The sequence below is a fragment of the Devosia sp. genome (assembly GCF_965229025.1).
GTDB lineage: Bacteria > Pseudomonadota > Alphaproteobacteria > Rhizobiales > Devosiaceae > Devosia_A.
Genome location: NZ_OZ245853.1, coordinates 862,933 through 881,695 on the forward strand (window position 1 = coordinate 862,933; position 18,763 = coordinate 881,695).

Here is an 18,763-nt window from a genome sequence, read left to right on the forward strand (position 1 = left end):
TTCATGCTTAACGTAACCTTACCAAGCCATTCCGCGGTCTCGCATTTTGCTATCACGTTAACGGATTGGTGCGCATTGTTAGGGTCTGGTTAACGAATTGGCGACTAATACTGGTCCCACACGCCACATACGGGGCCATCATGACGATCAACCTCACCATCCCTGACATCCAGGAACTGAAACCCCGCATCACCGTTTTCGGTGTCGGCGGCGCAGGCGGCAACGCGGTCAACAACATGATCGCGTCGGGCTTGACCGGCGTGGATTTTGTGGTGGCCAATACCGACGCTCAGGCGCTCGCGCTGTCCAGCGCACAGCGGATCATCCAGCTCGGTGTTTCAGTTACCGAAGGCCTTGGCGCCGGCTCGCACCCTGAAGTGGGTCGCGCGGCAGCCGAGGAAAGCTACGACGAAATCAACGACCACCTCTCGGGCGCGCATATGGTGTTCATCACCGCGGGCATGGGCGGCGGTACCGGCACCGGCGCTGCGCCGGTCGTGGCCCGCGCGGCCCGCGAGCAGGGGATCCTCACCGTCGGTGTGGTCACCAAGCCGTTCAGCTTTGAAGGCAACCGCCGAGCGCGGCTTGCGGAGGATGGCATCGACGAGCTGCATCGCCATGTCGATACGCTCATCGTCATCCCCAACCAGAACCTTTTCCGCGTCGCCAACGAGAAGACCACGTTTGCCGATGCGTTCAAGATGGCCGACCAGGTGCTCTATTCAGGCGTCGCCTGCATCACCGACCTCATGGTCAAGGAAGGCCTTATCAACCTCGACTTTGCCGACGTCCGCGCCGTGATGCGTGGCATGGGCAAGGCGATGATGGGAACAGGCGAAGCCTCGGGCGAAGATCGTGCCCGCCACGCGGCAGAAGCCGCCATCGCCAACCCGCTTCTCGACGACGTGTCGATGCAGGGTGCACGTGGCCTCTTGATCTCCATCACCGGCGGTCCGGACCTTACCCTTTATGAAGTCGACGAGGCTGCAAGCCGCATCCGCGAGGAAGTCGACTCAGACGCCAACATCATCCTTGGCGCGACGTTCGATCCGAACATGAGCGGCACGATCCGCGTCTCGGTCGTTGCGACCGGTACCGATGCGACCATGGTGCAGGCGCTTGAGCCGATGAAGGCCAATCCGTCCCGCGCGCCGCTCCAGGCCACCCAGATGCGCCGCCCGGCTCCCGAGCCGCAGCAGCAGATTGCGCAGCAGCGTGCGCCGGAACCCGAGCCCGAGCCGATCGAGACTCAGGTGCAGCAGGCTGTCGCCGAAGCCATCACCTTCGAGCAGCAGTCCTACGCCGAATATGAAGACGACGGCGTCACCGTCGAGCCCTATATCCCGGCCGCCAGCCACACCCATGTCGAAGAGGCGCCGCGCGTCGTCGATGCGCCGATTCCCAGTGCCTACGTGCCCTCCAGCGCCGAGCGTCCCGACGGTCAGCGGCGCATGCCGCGTACCGAAGAGCTGCCGGTTGTTGCAAGACGGTCACTCACCGAACAAGAAAAGCATGAAGTCGAGCCGCGCAATGCCCGTGCTCTGTTCAAGCGCCTCGCTTCAAATGTGGGTCTGGGCGCTCGTCCCAGCGAGCCTGCACGCAACGAGCCAGCCGTGAACCAGGCTGCCGACGATGCTGCTGCGCGCAGTGCCATCGAGGCCGGCGCGTCCCGGAATACGCGGGTTTCCGGGGCTCCCGAGGGGGCTCGCGGCAATCTCGACCCCATGGGCCGCCCTGCTGCGCAGCCGCAGGCGAAGGAACATATCGAAATTCCAGCTTTCCTCCGGAAACACGGCTAGGCAGCCGTAGGGGATAGTAGGTAGACCATCTCCCGGCGCGGCTTCCGCGCCGGGATTTTATTGTCTATGAGTGCTTCGGGTTAGCGGGGCTGGAGTCCTTCAGCATGAACAAACTTTCGGCGCGGCAGCGGACGTTGGCGGATGCGCTCGAATTCAGTGGTATCGGGGTTCACTCAGGCTCCCCTGTCACTCTCGTCATAGAACCTGCGGCCCCCGACAGTGGCTACACCATCACCCGGCACGTCGAAGACGGCCGCAAGGTGGGCCCGATCCCGGTGCATTTCTCCCGCGTCACGCGCACCACGCTGTGCACGACGCTCGACCTTGGCGACAGCGTTGCCGTCGCCACTGTCGAACATGTGATCTCGGCGCTGTCCGGCCTTGGGGTCGATAACGCCCACCTGATCATCACCGGCCCCGAGTGCCCGATCATCGATGGAAGCGCCTGGCCGTTCGTTGAAGGCATCATGGCCGTGGGCCTCACGGTGCAGCCGGCACCGCGCCGCTTCATCAAGATCATGCGCCAGGTGCTGGTGCGCAACAACGAGGCTTCGGCCGCGCTCGAGCCCTATAACGGCCGGATGTTCGACCTCGAGATCGATTTCGACAGCCGTGTCATCGGCCGACAGCGGATGATCTTCGACTGGACGCCGCGCAAGTATTACGACGACGTCTCCCGCGCCCGCACCTTTGGGTTCGTCCGCGATGCGAAAATTCTCCGGCAGGCGGGCTATGCGCTCGGCTCCTCGATGGAAAACTCCATCACCGTGCACGAAGACCGGATCCTCAATCCGGGTGGCTTGCGCTACGAGGACGAGTTCGTGCGCCACAAGCTGCTCGATGCGATTGGCGACCTCGCCCTCTGCGGCCTGCCGATCTACGGGCGGTTCCGTTCCTACAAGGGCGGTCATGCGCTCAATGCCCTTGTCCTTCACGGCCTGTTTGCCAGTGAGGCCAACTACGAGATCGTGACGGCCGACGAGCTGCCGCAGCTCTTCGACTCGCTCGACGACATGCCAGAAGGCATCAATGTCAGGCCCTATCTCCGCTCTGTGGGCTGACAGCAAAGCGCCACAGTTTTGATCTTATTTGCTATTAGTCCGCCTCCCGGTTTCGGTGGCGCTTGAAGGGACGGGGCAGGTCGTGACGATCTCTCAGCATGCAGGTATTTTGGGCCGTATCGCCCGTTTCGCGCTGATTGGCGCAACAGTGGCGGTTCTGGCCGGCTGCAGTATGTTTGGCCAGCCAAAAATCAAGGAAGAGCCAATCGTCGCGCCGGAGGTCCTCTACCAGAAGGCCATCGACGATATGGATGCGCAGCGCTACCAGACGGCCATCGGAACGCTTGCCCAACTGGAACGTCAGCATCCCTTCTCGGAGTTCAACGAGAAGGCCAAGCTGATGGAAACTTTCGCCAACTATCGCGTTGGCAAGTTCCCTGACGCGATCCTTGCGGCCGACCGCTATATGGCGCTTTACCCGGATTCCAAGGAAGCTGCGTACGTCCTCTACCTCAAGGGCAATTCCTATTTCGGCCAGATCACCGACATCACGCGTGACCAGCAGATTTCGCGCGACGCCATCGATACCTACACCCTGCTGATCTCGAACTATCCCGACAGCAAGTACGCTGCCGATGCCAAGGACAAGCTGGTCATCGCCGTCGATCAGCTCGCCGGCAAGGAAATGTCAGTTGGCCGCTACTACGAAGGCAATGGCGACTACCCCGCTGCCATCAACCGCTTCCGCGTCGTCGCCGAGCAGTACCAGACTTCGACCCATATCGAGGAAGCGCTGTTCCGCCTGACCGAGGCCAACCTCGCCGTTGGCCTGATCTCGGAAGCGCAGACCGCTGCTGCCGTCCTCGGGCATAACTACCCCAACTCGATGTGGTACAAGCAGGCTTATGACCTGTTGCAGAAGCAGGGCGTGACGCCGCAGCTCAACAGCGGCAGTTCGCTGGCCAAGCTGCAAAAGAGCTGATCCGGGCAACAATATTGTTGCCTGTTTGTTCCCTAGCGCGTTAGTTTCGCCGGCAGGATTGTGCCGGCGTTACCCGGCAGGTTTGCGAGGGGCCCATCCCGAATGCTGAGCGCGCTTTCGGTTCGCAACATCGTGCTGATCGACCAGCTCGATCTCTCCCTGGAAGCTGGCCTCACGGCGCTCACCGGTGAGACGGGCGCCGGCAAATCGATTCTTCTCGATGCGCTGACCTTGGCACTCGGCGGCCGCGGCGATGCGGCGTTGGTCAGGGCAGGGGCCGAGAGCGGGCAGGTTGTCGCCGTCGTGCAACTGCCCCGTAACCATCCGGCCCGCGAAGCCTTGCGCGAAAACGCCATCGCCGATGACGAAGACATCATCCTCCGCCGCGTGCAGTTCGCCGATGGCCGTACGCGTGCCTTCATCAATGATCAACCCGTCTCTGCCGGCCTGCTGCAGGCCATCGGCCGTCTCGTGGTCGAGATCCACGGCCAGCATGATGACCGGGCGCTGGTGGACGTTGCCAGCCACCGTGCGGCGCTCGATGCCTTTGGCGGACATGAGTCGCTGGTATCGGCCACTTGGCGTGCCTATGAGGCGCTGATCGAGGCTGATGCGGCGGTCAACGGCCAGCAGGCGGTGATCAACGAGGCGTTGGCGCGCGAAGAGTATGCCCGCCACGTCGTGGCCGAATTGGGCGATCTCGCGCCCGAAGCCGGCGAAGAGGAGACTCTCGCCGAGCGCCGCCAGCGTCTGATGCAGCTTGAACGCGCCGCCGAAGAAGTGCGGGACGCCGATGAGATCCTCAACGGACCCATGGCGCCCGGGCCGACCCTCGCAGCGCTGATGCGCCGCCTTATCCGCAAGGCGGATGCTGGCGCGGCCGTGTTCCAGCCGGTGGTCGAAGCACTCGACACCACGCTCGTCGCCCTCGATGCCACCTCCGACGCGCTCGAAACGCTAAAGCGCGAGATGGCGTTCGATCCGGCCGATCTAGAACGGGTCGAAGAGCGCCTGTTTGCGCTCCGCGCCGCCGCCCGCAAGCACCAGACCACCTGCGACGGCCTGTCGGACGTCCTTGCCCGCTACAGGGCGGATCTGGAGATGCTGCAGAGTGGAGAGGAGAGCCTCAAGGCACTCAAGGCCGCTGCTGCCACTGCGCGCACCGCCTATGTCGCTGCCGCTACCGCCCTCAGCGCCGCGCGCTACAAGGCTGGCACTGCGCTCAGCGCCGCCGTTGGAGCTGAACTGCCGGACCTCAAGCTCGGTGCGGCGCGTTTCATCGTCGAAATGCAGGCCGATGAAAGCCGCGTGGCCGCCAGCGGCTATGACCAGGTTGCGTTTCATGTGCAGACCAACCCAGGCACGCTGCCGGGGCCCATCCTCAAGGTCGCCTCGGGCGGCGAGCTCAGCCGGTTCCTGCTGGCGCTAAAGGTTGTCCTCGCCGATCGCGGCTCGGCGCCGGTGCTGATCTTTGACGAAATCGATACCGGCGTCGGTGGCGCTGTGGCCGATGCCATCGGGCGCCGGCTGTCGCGGCTTTCCCGCAAGGTGCAGGTGCTTACCGTGACTCATGCGCCGCAGGTTGCCGCACGCGCCCAGAGCCATTTGCTCATCGAAAAGCAGGCGATCGAAGAGGGGGCGTTCGTCCGCACCCACGTCCGCCGCCTCGATGGCAAGGCGCGGCAGGAAGAGGTGGCGCGCATGCTCGCCGGAGCCAAGGTCACCGACGAAGCCCGCGCCGCCGCCGGCAAGCTCATATCGGAGGTCTCGTGAGCGCCCCTGACGTTGAAGTCGAAAGCTATTCGGAGCCCGAGGCCAAGGCCGAACTCGACCGGATGCACGAGCTCCTGAGCGCTGCCGACCGCGCCTATTTCGAGAACGACGCGCCCGACATTACCGACGCCGCCTATGACGCCATGAAGCGGCGCTACCAGGCGATCGAAGCCGCGTTTCCCGAACTGAAGCGTGCCGATAGCCTCAGTGAAAAAGTCGCCGGCGCTCCGGCCGAAGGCTTTGCCAAGGTGCGCCATGCGGTGCCCATGCTCAGCCTCGCGAAGGCCTACACCGATCAGGACGTGGTCGACTTTATTGAGCGCGGCCGCCGGTTCTTCGAGCGCGACAAGGACCTGTCGCTCGTCTTCACCGCCGAACCCAAGATCGACGGCCTGTCGGCGTCGCTGCTCTACAAGAACGGCGTGTTCGTCCAGGGCGCGACGCGCGGCGATGGGGCAGTGGGTGAGGATATCACCGCAAACCTCCGCACCATCGCGGATATCCCGCATCGGCTCAAAGGCTCGGGCTGGCCAGAGACCATCGAGATCCGGGGCGAGGTCTACATGACCTATGCCGAGTTCCAGGCGCTGAAGGCCCGCTCAGCGGCCAGTGGCGGGCAGGACTACGTCAACCCGCGCAATACGGCGGCCGGCTCGCTGCGCCAGAAGGACCCCACGGTCACTGCGAGCCGCAACCTCAGGTTCTTCGCCTATGCCTGGGGCGCGGCAAGCGCTGATCCGGCGCCGACGCAGTTCGAGGCGGTGCAGAAGTTCGCGGAGTGGGGCTTTGCCGTCAGCCCGCTTATGGTCCGCGCCACTTCGGTCGAGGAATTGATCGCGCAATACCGCCTCATCGAGGCGCAGCGCTCCTCGCTCGGCTACGATATCGATGGCGTGGTCTACAAGGTCGACGACCTCGAATTGCAACGCCGCTGGGGGTTCGTCACCGGCGAGCCGCGCTGGGCCGTGGCGCACAAGTTCCCGGCCGAGCAGGCGACGACGACCGTGCTCAGGATCGATATCCAGGTCGGTCGCACTGGCACGCTGGCGCCGGTCGCGCGGCTGGCGGCGGTCAGCGTTGGCGGTGTCGTCGTTGAAAACGTCACGCTCCACAACGAGGACTACATCAAGGGCATCGATTCGACCGGCGCGCCGATCCGCGGCGAGGTGCCAATCGACATCCGCATCGGCGATACTGTGGTGATCCAGCGTGCCGGTGATGTGATCCCGCAGATCGTCCGCGTGGTGCTGGAAAAGCGCCCGGCCGACGCTGTGCCCTACGAGTTCCCGCATGTCTGTCCGGTCTGCGGCTCGGCGGCGACGCGGGAGATCAACGAGAAGACCAGCAAGGAAGATTCGCGCCGTCGCTGCACCGGCGAGCTGATCTGCGCCGCGCAAGCCGTTGAACGGCTTCGGCATTTCGTTTCGCGCGGGGCCATGGATATCGAAGGGCTGGGGGCGGAGAACATTGATCTGTTCTTCAACGCTGGCCTCATCAAGACCGCCGCTGATATCTTCACCCTCAAGGACCGCCGCCCCGCCGTGCAGCAGGCGCTGGCCGAGCGGCGTGAGGCGCAGGCGCGGGAGCGGGAGACAGCCTCGGGCAAATCCCGCACCAATGTGCGCAGCGTGGAGGACCGCAATTTTGGTGGGCTGGACAAGCTGTTTGCCGCCATCGATGCCCGGCGCGAGCCGGAGCTCGACCGCTTCATCTTTGCCCTCGGCATCCGCCACATCGGCGAAACCACCGCCGCGGTCCTGGCGCGGACGTTTTCGACTATCGAGAAGCTCATTGAGGTGGGGAAGGCGACTGCCGCGCAACCTGATGATCCGCATGCGGTTTTTCCGTCCGTCGACGGCATCGGCGACACCGTGATCGGGGCGTTGATCGATTTTTTCGGCAATTCTCGCAATGACGATGTGCTCGATGCGCTGCTAGTTCAAGTGCACCCTAAGCCTTACGTCCTCGACATCTCCGCCGACAGCGAAGTGGCTGGAAAGACTGTGGTCTTTACCGGCAGCCTCGAAAAGATGACGCGGGGTGAGGCCAAGGCCATGGCCGAGCGGCTCGGGGCGAAAGTGGCGGGTTCGGTGTCGAAGAACACCGATATGGTGGTAGCCGGTCCCGGTGCGGGCTCGAAACTTACCCAAGCTCAGAGCCTCGGCGTGCGTATACTCAGTGAGGATGATTGGCTGGCGCTTGTCGCCCGCTGAGAGCGTCCCCGATCGTCACAAGACGGCCGTCGGCTGTCGTTAAGTTATGGAAGTCTGTTCGATGCGCTTGCTCGTCCTCGCTACCGCCGCTCTCCTCGCCACGACGGCACTCGCCAACGCGGCTGAACCCTATGCCGACCCCGTCGCGCTCCTGACCGCGCTCTATGAGGGCTATGCGCCGACGCACGAGTTCCCCGACCAGGACGCGATCGATGCCATGCAGAGCGCGCGGCTGAACGGGCTGTTTGAAAAGGACATCAAGGAGGCCAATGGCGATATCGGGCGGATCGATTTCGACCCCTATATCAACGGCCAAGACTACACGATCACCAAGCTCAAGATCGATCCGCCGCTCTATGCGGGCGGCAAGGCGATCGTCCATGTCACCTTCAACAATTTCGATACCCCGCAGGACCTCGGCTATGCGCTGGTCAAGGAGGAGGGCGGTTGGAAGATCGATGACGTCTGGGCCAGCAGCGCCGACTATTCCTATGACCTGCTCGACATTCTGCAGGCCCCGATGCCCTGAGGCCTACCTGCCGCAATTGTGGCGCGGCACTGCCGTGATGGCGCCCCATCGCGTTGCTAGCTGGCACTTATCGAACTCCAGCACGACGGGTCCCATGCGTCATCTGCTCGCCGCCTTGTTGATGGCTCTCGGCTTTGCCAGCGCCGCCAATGCCTATGACGACCCCAAGGCGCTGCTCAGCGCAATCTACGCGCCCTACATCGCGGGGCAGACTCCGACCGGCAACGAGCAATATTACTCCGAGCGGCTGCGCGACATCTTTGCGGCCAATGCGGCCAAGCAGGCGGTCGACGAGTCGGGCGCAACCATCGACCCCAATGCTGCCGCCGCGCTCACCTTCGATCCGTTCATCGAGGGCCAGCACTCGCTGATGCTCGATGTGGTGCTGGGCGAGCCGGTGATCAGTGGCGACCGCGCCGTCGCGACGGTGAGCTTTCACAATTTCGACCACGCGAGCCTTCTCAGCATCGCGATGGTCAAGGAAGCCGCCGGCTGGAAAGTCGATGATGTCGCCTCGCTCGGCAGCGGCGAGAACTGGCTGCTCTCCTGGCTGCTGCAATACGACCCGTTCAGCGTGAAATGAGGGGCGGGGCAGGTTCCCATCCGCCGCCGCCTGATCGCATAGGTCTGGACGGTTTGAAGAAAGGCCCCCTCACCCGCCGCTCCGCGGCGACCTCTCCCCCGAAGGGAGAGGTAAGCGGGGGCACGATCACGCCACCTCCTCACCTCGCCCTTTGGGGGAGAGGTCGGCCGAAGGCCGGGTGAGGGGGCCTTTCTTTCCGTATGCGCTGACCTCCACCCCGGCCCTCCCCACAAGGGGGAGGGAGCAGGCGGAGCCTAAATCTCCCGCGTCGCTTCTTTCAGCCAGTCCTTCACCTTGCTCTTCAGGTGCGGGCCGATCTCCTTGTAGACACGCTTGTGGTAGGCGTTGAGCCAGTCTTTTTCGGCGCGGGTCAGCAGCTTTTCATCGAGCAGGCGGGTGTCGATGGGCGCCAGGGTCAGCGTCTCGAACTCGAGGAAGCCGCCATCGCCGACCGCGCTCTCCACCACGGTCACGAGGTTTTCCGTACGGGTGCCGAAGCTGCCTGCCTTGTAGAAACCGGGCTCGTTGGAAATCACCATGCCCACTTCGAGCGGCGTGGTGTAGCGGCTCGAAATGCCCGCCGGGCCTTCGTGCACCGAAAGGAACGCGCCGACGCCGTGGCCGGTGCCGTGGCTGTAGGTGACGCCGTCCTGCCACAGGAACTGCCGTGCCAGGGTATCGAGTTGCGCGCCAGACGTGCCCTTGGGGAAGCGCGCCAGCGAGATGGCGATCATGCCCTTGACCACGCGGGTCACCCGGTCCTTCATCTCGGCCGTCGGCTTGCCGGTATAGAGCGTGCGGGTGATGTCGGTGGTGCCCATCAGGTATTGCGCGCCCGAATCGACCAGCATCAACTCGCCCGGGTTCAGCACACGGTTGGTCTGCCGGTTCACCCGGTAGTGGACGATCGCGCCGTTCGGGCCGGCGCCCGAAATCGTATCGAAGCTGATATCGACCAGCGTCGACTCCTCACGGCGGAAACTTTCGAGCGCAGCGACGATGCCGATCTCGTCGAGCTTGCCCTTGGGCGCCTCGTTATCGAACCAGCAGAGGAACTTTGCCAGCGCCACGCCATCGAGCTTGTGCGCCTCGCGCATGCCGGCGAGCTCGGCATCGTTCTTGATCGCCTTGGCCAAAAGCGTCGGGTCGCGGCGTTCGATCAGCGTTGCCTCGCTCACGCCCTTGATCGCGTTGGCGATGGCGAGCGGCACGGTCGCTGGGTCGATCATGACGCGCTTGTCGCCGGCACCGAGCTTCCGCAGCGCGGCTACCATGGTCGAAACGTCAGCCACCTTGGCGAGGCCTTCAAGCCCGTGGCGCAGTTCGGGCGTGATCTTGTCCTTGGCAAAAAACAGCGTCGGCATACCCTTTTTCGGCACCAGCGCAAAACACAGCACCACCGGCACGTTGGGCACGTCGCGGCCGCGCATGTTGAACAGCCAGTTGATCGATTCCGGCATGGTCAGCACCACGGCATCGGCATCGTCGGCCGCCAGCAGCGCCCGCACGTCGGCCAGCTTGTCGGCGGCGAGCTTGCCGGCGCGGTTGTGGCCGAGGAACTCGATCATGCCGTTGGGGGGCAGGGGGCGATCAGCCCAGATGGTGTCGACGAGGTTGGCAGTCGGCACCAGCGTCAGCTTGCCGGCGAGCTTCAGGCCAAGGTCCGCGATTTCGCTGGGCGTATGCAGCCACGGATCGTAACCGAGCTTGCCGCCGGGCGGCACGAACTCGGCGATGCGTGGTGACAACCCGCCTTGGGCGGTCTCGATCACGGTGACGTTCCGCGTGTCGGTTTCGGCCGGCGCCTGCAGCGTGTAGCGGCTGTCCACAAACAGCGCCGCTTTCTTCGCGCCGATCACGGCAATGCCGGCCGAGCCATTGAAGCTCGTCATATAGGCCAGCCGCGCCTCGCTCTGCGGCACCGACTCACCACGATGCGCATCGGTGCGCGGCACGAGAAAGCCATCGAGCCCAGCCTCAGTCATCGCCGCGCGCAGCGCCTTCAGGCGTCCGGCCACGGTTTTTGGCGTGGTGCGGATGTCAAAGGTCTGGAAAACGGGCGGCTCAAATGCGCGGTCGGACATGGCGGGGCAGGCTTTCTGGCTCAAAAGCGGGGGTCGAACAGGGATTTGAGCCTAGCAGAGCCTGCCTTTGAGCCCAATCCCGTCTCCAGCTCTTTGTGGGGGTTGATTCGATTCACTTGTCATTAACGCGCCCTGCATCGACGGCATGGCTGCCTTTCGCAACAAGGACTTACTGCGGAGGCCGGTCGAGACTATCTATTGCGTCGTGGCAGAACCGCCGCATTGAGAGAAGGACCGGGAGAATATGATGCCCGAGAGCAAGAACGATTTCCACAAGGCGCTTGGCAGCGTGATCGAAGCGCGGGGCCGCGAGGCAACTCGCAGCATCGGCCGTCACCGCGAGCACCTTCTGCTCGGCGCTTTCACCAAGCGCCCGAACTAAGCCGAGGCGCTACGCGCCCGACTTGGAATGAACGATTGTGAAACCCCCGGATGTGAGTCCGGGGGTTTTCGTTTTGGGGGGTGCAGTGGCCGACTTCCTTCTCCCCTTGAGGGAGAAGGTGCCCGAAGGGCGGATGAGGGGTTCTCTCCTCCGCAACGGCCGCTCCTCGCGATGCTCGGATCGCGCAACACTAAGTGTTGCGAACCCCTCATCCGGCGCTGCGCGCCACCTTCTCCTTCAAGGGGAGAAGGAAGACCGTAGCGGCCCCCTGCGCGAGCCGACCCCACCCCGGCCCTCCTCCTGAGGAGGGGGAGGGAGCCCGGCAGGTTCGCGCCTATACCCGCTCCAGCACCAGCGTCGACCATTCCTTCTTGATTATCTTGTGCTTGAGCACCATCGACTGGCGCGCATAGGCGGAGACAACTCTGGGCGCCTGGTGGTTGAGGATGCCGGAGAGGATGATGGTGGCGCCCTTGCCGGCGGCTTTGCGCATGGCGGGTGCGAGGGCGACCAAGGGGCCGGCGAGGATGTTGGCGGCGATCAGGTCGTAGGGCGCGCCGGCAGCGATCTGGCGGTGTTCGAGGCCGGTGGCCTCAATGGCGATGACGAAGCGGCCGACGCCGTTGTCGCGGGCGTTTTCGGCGGTGGTGGTGACCGCGATGGGGTCGATATCGCTGGCGATCACCGGCAGATGAGTGCGCTTGGCGAGCGCGATGGCGAGGACACCGGTGCCGGTGCCGACATCGAGCATGGAGCGGAAGCGGCGGCGCTTCAGGGCGTTGTCGATGGCTTCAAGACATCCGGCGGTGGTTTCGTGGTGGCCGGTGCCGAAGGCCTGCGCGGCATCGATGCGGATGGCGGTGACGCCGCCGGGGATGGCGTCGGCATCGTGGCTGCCGTGGACGTAGAACCCGCCGGCGATCACCGGCTTCAGGCCTTCGAGCGACTTGGCCACCCAGTTGACCTCGGGGTCGATGGCTTCGACCCCGAAGGTCACGTCGCCGCCCAGCACTTCGCGGGCCAACTGGTTGAACACTTCGAGATCCGGCTCCTCGATGCAGGTCGCCTCGAACACCCACTCGCCGGTCTCGGCATCCTCGTGCGCCGAGGCGGTGACGGCGACGTCGTCGCGCGCCATCACGGCGTCGACCAATGCATAGGCCTGGTCCTTGGTGAGCGGGGTCGAAACTTGCGAGAGGGTCATGATCAAATCCTAAGGCGTTTCCAGGAAAAGTGGCGACGGTTTTCCGGTTCGGAAACGCGACAAATTCAAGTCCGCCGCTGTTGTGCCCGCCGCCGCCGCGAAGTCAACAGCCGGAGCGCGCCAGCGTTAAGCGGATCGTTCAGGCAGGTGCAGATTGGCCCAGACCGGCAGGTGATCGGAGCCGAGCCGCGACAGGGCGGAATGGTGCACGCCGGCGGTCTCGAGCCTGATATCGCGGCTGGTGATGATGCGGTCGAGCTCCAGCATGGGGCGGCGCGAGTGAAAGCTGCGGCCGGGCGCGATCACCTGGTGGTGGCGGGCAAACTGCGCGAGACACCCGCCATCGGGGGCCCACTGGTTGAGATCGCCCATGATGATGGTCGGCACCTTGCCTTCGAGCTTTTCGAGGTAGGCGACAATCGCCTGCGCCTGTTTCAGCCGTGAGCTGCCCATCAGCCCCAGGTGCATGCCGACAATGCGCACGAGGCTATCGCCGATGCGGAGGTCGGCCAGCACGGCGCCGCGCGGTTCGAAGGCGGGGATTTCGACGAGTTGCTGGTTCACCACTTCGATGCCTTTACGCACCAGGAGCGCATTGCCGTGCCAGCCGAGGCTCTGCTCGCGGATGCCGAAGCGGACGGGGAGGTAGGCGGTGTTGTCGATGATGGCGTCGGCAGACAGCGTCGAGACGCGCTGGCCGAAGCGGCGGTCGACCTCTTGCAGCGCCACCACGTCGGCGTTGATTTCGGCGAGGATGCCCATGATCCGGTCTGGGCGGCGCTGCCGGTCGGTGCCGAGGCTCTTGCGGATATTGTAGGAGGCGACTTTGAACATGGGTCTCAGAGAATAGGAGAGAGGAGCTTGGCGGCCTGGGTGGCAAAGCGGAGCGGAAAGCCGCGTTTTTCGACATCCTCGCGGGTGACGCGGGTGCAGTTCTTGAAGTCGTCGTGGAGCATTTTTTCGACAGCGGCGATCTCTTTTGCGCCGGGCAGCCAGAGGGTCAGCTCGAAATTGATGGCAAAGGAGCGGTTATCGAAATTGACGCTGCCGACGCTCGCCATCACGTCATCGACCAGCAGCACTTTCTGGTGCAGGAACCCCTTGGTGTAGCGGTAGACTTCGATGCCGTGATTGACCATGGCATCGGCATGGGCGGTCGTGGCGAGGCCGACCAGCAACTGGTCCGGGTTGGCCGGCAGCATCAGCCGTACATCGACGCCACGCATCTGCGCTGCGTAGAGCGCGGTGCGTACATCGGTATCGGGCACGAAATAGGGGCTCACCACCCAGAGTCTCGTGCGCGCCTGCGCGATCATATCGGTAAAGGCGATGGCGCAGGCTTCGAACTTGTCGGCGGGGCCGGTGGCCATCAGCAGCGCCGAGGCATCGCCCGGGCTTTCAAGCTTTTCGGGGGCGGGCAGCACCAGTTCTTCACCCGCTGCCCAGCTCCAGTCTTCGCGGAACACCAGGGCAAAGGCCTGCGCGGCGGGCCCTTCGATGAGGATCTGGGTATCGCGCCAATCGCCGATCTTGGGGTCTTCGCCAAGGTATTCGATGCCGATATTGGAGCCACCGGCCCAGGCGACTTTGCCATCGACCACCACGTTTTTCCGGTGATTGCGGTAGTTGATGCGCATCGGCCCGAACAGGCGGATGAAGCCGTGGCGCTGGTTGAAACCGGAAATCTTGACGCCGCCCGCCCTCAACCGCTCGCGATAGGCCCGCGGCAGGCCGGAGCTGCCGACATCGTCGTAGAGCATGTAGACCGCAACGCCCGCCTGCGCCCGCTCGATCAGTACATCGGCGAGGCGCTGGCCCAGAGCATCGTCGCGGACGATATAGAACTGCACCAGCACGTAGTGCTCGGCCTCGGCGATGCGGGCAAAGATTGACTCGAACGTCGCGTGGCCATCGATCAGCAGTTCGGTGCGGTTGCCATCGGTGAAGGGCATGCCGGCAGCGCGGATGAGCACCGGCCAGGCCTTGCCCGTCTCGCGGTCGATGACCTTCAAATCCTCGGAGCGGAGGATGCGGTTGTGCCGGATCTTGTGGCGCGTCTTGGTGTAGCTGTCGAAATGCTTCCAGCCGAACACCAGGTAGATGAAGGCGGTGGGGAAGGGGAGGAAGAACAGGGACAATAGCCAGGCGATGGAGCCCTGCGAGGTGCGCGACGCCATCACTTCGCGCACCGCACACACTGCCGCCAGCAGATAGATGGCGGCGATGATCGCGGCGACGATATGGAGGTTGGCGGCGAGGGCTCTGAGCATGAGTCGCGGGCGCTCCGGCGAAGGGCTGTTTCGGTCTTATCGCATGGCGCGGCGGCAGCGCCACCATCGCGTGGCCCTACGTATGATCAACTTGCACGGCGCGGGGAACGGGGCGACAAAGATGCTCCTCTTCTCCGGCCGCTTCGGATTTTCGCGTGTCAGTGCCCCCCGATAGCCCGTCCGACATCATCACGGACGCGCGCCACACCCCGCTGAGGGGCATTGCCTTCAAGGTCGCCTCGGTCTGCGTGTTTCTCGTCATGTCGAGCCTCTTGAAAGCCTCGCAGGGCATTCCGGCGGGCGAGCTGGTGTTCTTCCGCTCGGCCTTCGCCATCGTGCCGGTGGTGATCTATCTCGCCGTTCGCCGCGAGCTGATCGTGGGTTTCAAGACCGCCTATCCGCTCGGCCATGTCTGGCGCGGCCTTGTGGGCACCGGCGGCATGGCGTTCGGGTTCTACGCGCTGACGCAGTTGCCGCTGCCCGAGGCGATTGCGCTGAGTTACGCGACGCCGCTGGTCATCGTGGTGTTCAGCGCGCTCTTCTACCATGAGCGCGTGCGGCTCTATCGCTGGAGCGCGGTAACGGTTGGGCTGGTGGGCGTGATCATCATCATCTGGCCGCGGCTCAGCGTCTTTTCGGGCGGCATATCCGATGTGCAGGGGGCGACGCTGGGCGCCATCTCGTCGCTCATCGCCTGCGTCTTTGCTGCGACCGCCATGCTGCTGGTGCGGCGGCTGGTGCAGACCGAACGCTCGGCGACTATCGTCCTCTACTTTTCCGTCACCTCGGCGCTGATCGGCTCGGTGACGCTGCTGTTCGACTGGGTGACGCCGACGCCGTTGCAGTTCGCCTATCTGGTGGGCGCGGGGATCACTGGCGGCATCGCGCAGATTCTCCTCACCGAGTCCTACCGCCACGCCGACATGAGCGTGGTGGCGCCGTTCGAGTACACCTCGCTCGTCCTCTCGATCATCGTGGGCTACCTGCTGTTCCAGGATATCCCGACGCTGCCGATGTTGGTCGGCGGCCTCATCGTCGTCGGCGCTGGCATCTACATCATCTTCCGCGAGCACCGGTTGGGGCTCGATAACACCAAGGCCAAGGAAGTGAGCACGCCGGAAGGGTAGGGTGGCCCCGGCTGTTGCGCAGGGCCCCTTGAGGGTCAGACGTCGACGATCATCCCCGTCATCCGGCGCACCAGCGGCAGCACCACCAGCAGTACCGGGAAGGCCACTACCCACGAGATGGCCCAGGCCGAGGGCCAGAGGGCGAGGGCGGTTGCGTCGAGCCCGCGGCTGCGCAGCAGGCTGACGGCGGAGACCACGCAGGTCATCAGCAGCGACAGCAGGAACGGTGTCACCACCGCTGCATAGCGGGCGGGCAGTTTCTTGAAAGTCATCGGAACACTCCAGTTCACCGCGCGTCGCGCACAAGCGCACTCCGCCGGCGGCGGGTTGCGCGTTGGTTGACGTCAAACGCTTACGGGAGCTCGCTGAGCAGCAGTGCTTGAATAGCTCCGCCCCCAGCGGCCGACAAGCCCCTCACCCCTTCTGAATAAAGCTATCCAGCACCTTCTTCCGCCCTGCCTTCTCAAATTCGATCGTCAGCTTGTTGCCTTCGATGGCGTCGACGCGGCCGTAGCCGAATTTGAGGTGGAAGACGCGTTGGCCGAGGTCGTAGGCGGAGCCGCGGCCGTCGTCGACGGAGCGGGCGACGAGGTCGCCGTCGATGGTCAGCGGACCGGCGGATTTGCGCTGGCCGGACTGGGCGCGGGCGCGCTGCCAGCCGGGGGTCTCGTAAACGGAATCGAACGGATCGCGGGTATCGAACCGGTTGGCGTTGCGCCCGCCATAACCATAGCCGCCGTAGGATGAGCCGGTGTCCTTGACCTCCACCGCCTCGGCCGGAAGCTCATCGAGAAAGCGCGACGGGATCGCCGATTGCCAGAGCCCGTGGATGCGCCGGTTCTGCGCGAGGAACACGCGGAGGCGTTTTCGTGCCCGCGTCAGGCCGACATAAGCGAGCCGCCGCTCTTCCTCGAGCCCGGCGCGGCCGCCTTCATCGAGGGTGCGCTGGCTGGGGAACAGGCCTTCCTCCCAACCGGGGAGGAACACGGTCTTGAACTCCAGCCCCTTGGCCGAATGCAGCGTCATGATCGAGACGGCGTCCTCGCCGGCCCCGGTGTCGCGCTCCATCACGAGGGAGACGTGTTCTAGGAAGCCCGCAAGGTTCTCGAACCCCTCCATCGAGCGCACGAGTTCCTTCAGGTTCTCGAGCCGGCCGGCGGAATCCGGTGATTTGTCGAGCTGCCACATCTCGGTGTAGCCAGACTCATCGAGCACCTGCTGGGCGAGTTCGGCGTGGTCGATGGTGCGGCCGCGCTCGGCCCAGTTGTCGAACTGCGCCGCGAGATCGCGCAGCGTGGTGCGCTGCTTGGGCTTCAACTCCTCGGTCTCGATCAGCATGCGCACGGCGTTGAACAGTGGGATACGCTGGTGCCGGGCGGTGTCGAAGAGGATCTTCAGCGTTGAATCGCCAAGGCCGCGCTTGGGCGTATTGATGATGCGCTCGAAGGCGAGGTCGTCGGTCGGGTTGGCGACCAGCCGCAGATAGGCCAGTGCATCGCGCACTTCCTTCCGCTCATAAAAGCGCGGGCCGCCGATGACGCGATAGCTCAGGCCTAGCGTGATGAACCGCTCTTCGAACTCGCGCATCTGGTGCGAGGCGCGGACGAGGATCGCCATTGAGTTGAGCTCATCGCCCTGGCGCTGGAACTGCTCGATTTCCTCGCCGATCTGGCGCGCCTCTTCCTCGCTGTCCCACACCGAAGTGACGCCGACGAGATCGCCCGCCTCGCCGACATCGGTCTGCAACGTCTTCCCCAGCCGTCCCTCATTATGCGCAATCAGGTGGCTGGCGGCGGCGAGGATGTTGGAGGTCGAGCGGTAGTTGCGTTCGAGCCGGATCACCTTGGCGCCCGGAAAGTCCTTTTCGAAGCGGAGGATGTTGTCCACCTCAGCGCCGCGCCAGCCATAGATCGACTGGTCGTCGTCACCGACGACGCAGAGATTGGCCTCGGGCGCCGGTTTTCCCTGCGCAAGCAGGCGCAGCCACAGATACTGGGCGACGTTTGAATCCTGGTACTCGTCGACGAGGATGTATTTGAAGCGCTTGTGATACTCGGCCAGGACGTCCGGGTGGTCGCGGAAGAGGCCGATGCAGAGCAGCAGCAGGTCACCGAAATCGGTGGCGTTCAGCGTCGCCAGCCGGTCCTGGTATTGCTGATAAAGGTCCGGTGCGCGGCCATTGGCAAAGTAGGAGAGGTCGGCGGCGGGCACATCGCGCGGCAGCAGCCCGCGGTTCTTCCAGCCATCGAGCATCCCGGCGAATTGCTTGGCCGGCCAGCGCTTTTCATCGATGTTGGCGACTTCGAGCAGCTGCTTGATCAGCCGGATCTGGTCGTCGCTATCCAGAATGGTGAAATCTGGCTTCAGCCCCACCAGTTCGGCGTGGCGGCGAAGGATGCGCGCGCCGATCGAGTGGAAGGTGCCGAGCCACGGCATGCCCTCGACGCCCGAGCCGACGAGCACGCCGATGCGCTCCTTCATCTCGCGCGCCGCCTTGTTGGTGAAGGTCACCGACAGGATTTCCGACGGCCAGGCCAGCCGCGAGGTGAGGATATGGGCGATCCGCGTCGTCAGCACGCGGGTCTTGCCGGTGCCGGCGCCCGCGAGCACCAGCAACGGGCCCTCGGTGGTCAGCACGGCTTCGCGCTGCTCTTCGTTCAGCCCCTTCAGATAATCCGGCGCACCCCGCCCGAGCTGGCTGGTGATCGACCCCTTGGCGGGGCGCTCGATGCGGGTGGGTTCAGCAGTCATGAAGGGTTGACGAATCCTGTTTCGTTCTCAGGCGAATATAGGGAGTGACCCACCCGATGTATATG

15 protein-coding genes are annotated in these 18,763 nt (G+C 64.3%); 9 read left to right on the top strand and 6 right to left on the bottom strand.

The features are described from left to right. Positions 1-140: 140 nt before the first annotated feature. From ftsZ to ACO06J_RS04225, 7 genes are all read left to right on the top strand, one after another. Positions 141-1,799 carry a cell division protein FtsZ gene (gene ftsZ, locus ACO06J_RS04195; protein ID WP_421759447.1) on the top strand — a complete coding sequence of 553 codons (1,659 nt, stop codon included), beginning with the start codon at positions 141-143 and terminating at the stop codon, positions 1,797-1,799. A gap of 104 nt (positions 1,800-1,903) precedes the next feature. After that, positions 1,904-2,860: a UDP-3-O-acyl-N-acetylglucosamine deacetylase gene (lpxC, locus tag ACO06J_RS04200; RefSeq protein ID WP_421759448.1), complete on the top strand. Its 957-nt coding sequence runs from the start codon at positions 1,904-1,906 to the stop codon at positions 2,858-2,860. Positions 2,861-2,942: 82 nt separating this feature from the next. Then, on the top strand, positions 2,943-3,782 hold the full coding sequence (locus ACO06J_RS04205; RefSeq protein WP_421759449.1) for an outer membrane protein assembly factor BamD: 840 nt from the start codon (positions 2,943-2,945) through the stop codon (positions 3,780-3,782). 102 nt (positions 3,783-3,884) lie between these two features. Further along, positions 3,885-5,555 (top strand): DNA repair protein RecN, encoded by a 1,671-nt coding sequence (gene recN / locus ACO06J_RS04210; RefSeq protein WP_421759450.1) that lies wholly within the window; start codon positions 3,885-3,887, stop codon positions 5,553-5,555. 62 nt (positions 5,556-5,617) lie between these two features. Continuing rightward, a complete protein-coding gene (gene ligA / locus ACO06J_RS04215; RefSeq protein WP_421762446.1) occupies positions 5,618-7,768 on the top strand; it encodes an NAD-dependent DNA ligase LigA in 2,151 nt (716 codons plus the stop codon). Between the two features lie 61 nt (positions 7,769-7,829). Next, a complete protein-coding gene (locus ACO06J_RS04220) occupies positions 7,830-8,297 on the top strand; it encodes a DUF3828 domain-containing protein (protein ID WP_421759451.1) in 468 nt (155 codons plus the stop codon). A 94-nt stretch (positions 8,298-8,391) separates the two neighbouring features. Beyond that, positions 8,392-8,880 carry a hypothetical protein gene (locus ACO06J_RS04225; RefSeq protein ID WP_421759452.1) on the top strand — a complete coding sequence of 163 codons (489 nt, stop codon included), beginning with the start codon at positions 8,392-8,394 and terminating at the stop codon, positions 8,878-8,880. A 254-nt stretch (positions 8,881-9,134) separates the two neighbouring features. On the opposite strand, the gene ACO06J_RS04230 is transcribed toward ACO06J_RS04225, so the two are convergent. Next, positions 9,135-10,964, bottom strand: coding sequence for an aminopeptidase P family protein (locus ACO06J_RS04230; RefSeq protein WP_421759453.1), 1,830 nt, complete (start codon positions 10,962-10,964; stop codon positions 9,135-9,137). 247 nt (positions 10,965-11,211) lie between these two features. Here ACO06J_RS04230 and ACO06J_RS04235 point away from each other — a divergent pair, with 247 nt between their 5' ends. Further along, complete coding sequence (locus tag ACO06J_RS04235) at positions 11,212-11,346, top strand: hypothetical protein (protein WP_421759455.1); 135 nt, start codon at positions 11,212-11,214, stop codon at positions 11,344-11,346. 334 nt (positions 11,347-11,680) lie between these two features. On the opposite strand, the gene ACO06J_RS04240 is transcribed toward ACO06J_RS04235, so the two are convergent. From ACO06J_RS04240 to cls, 3 genes are all read right to left on the bottom strand, one after another. Further along, the gene (locus ACO06J_RS04240) at positions 11,681-12,550 is read right to left on the bottom strand and encodes a 50S ribosomal protein L11 methyltransferase (protein ID WP_421759456.1); all 870 of its coding nucleotides are present in this window, start codon (positions 12,548-12,550) and stop codon (positions 11,681-11,683) included. Between the two features lie 126 nt (positions 12,551-12,676). Next, positions 12,677-13,384 carry an endonuclease/exonuclease/phosphatase family protein gene (locus tag ACO06J_RS04245; protein ID WP_421759458.1) on the bottom strand — a complete coding sequence of 236 codons (708 nt, stop codon included), beginning with the start codon at positions 13,382-13,384 and terminating at the stop codon, positions 12,677-12,679. A gap of 5 nt (positions 13,385-13,389) precedes the next feature. Further along, positions 13,390-14,820 carry a cardiolipin synthase gene (cls, locus tag ACO06J_RS04250; RefSeq protein ID WP_421759459.1) on the bottom strand — a complete coding sequence of 477 codons (1,431 nt, stop codon included), beginning with the start codon at positions 14,818-14,820 and terminating at the stop codon, positions 13,390-13,392. A 155-nt stretch (positions 14,821-14,975) separates the two neighbouring features. Between cls and ACO06J_RS04255 the strand changes: the two genes are divergently transcribed. Further along, complete coding sequence (locus ACO06J_RS04255; protein WP_421759460.1) at positions 14,976-15,947, top strand: DMT family transporter; 972 nt, start codon at positions 14,976-14,978, stop codon at positions 15,945-15,947. Positions 15,948-15,982: 35 nt separating this feature from the next. On the opposite strand, the gene ACO06J_RS04260 is transcribed toward ACO06J_RS04255, so the two are convergent. Together ACO06J_RS04260 and ACO06J_RS04265 are read right to left on the bottom strand one after the other, a co-directional pair. Beyond that, on the bottom strand, positions 15,983-16,219 hold the full coding sequence (locus tag ACO06J_RS04260) for a DUF2798 domain-containing protein (RefSeq protein WP_421759461.1): 237 nt from the start codon (positions 16,217-16,219) through the stop codon (positions 15,983-15,985). Positions 16,220-16,361: 142 nt separating this feature from the next. Continuing rightward, the gene (locus ACO06J_RS04265; RefSeq protein ID WP_421759462.1) at positions 16,362-18,698 is read right to left on the bottom strand and encodes an ATP-dependent helicase; all 2,337 of its coding nucleotides are present in this window, start codon (positions 18,696-18,698) and stop codon (positions 16,362-16,364) included. Positions 18,699-18,763: the final 65 nt, after the last annotated feature.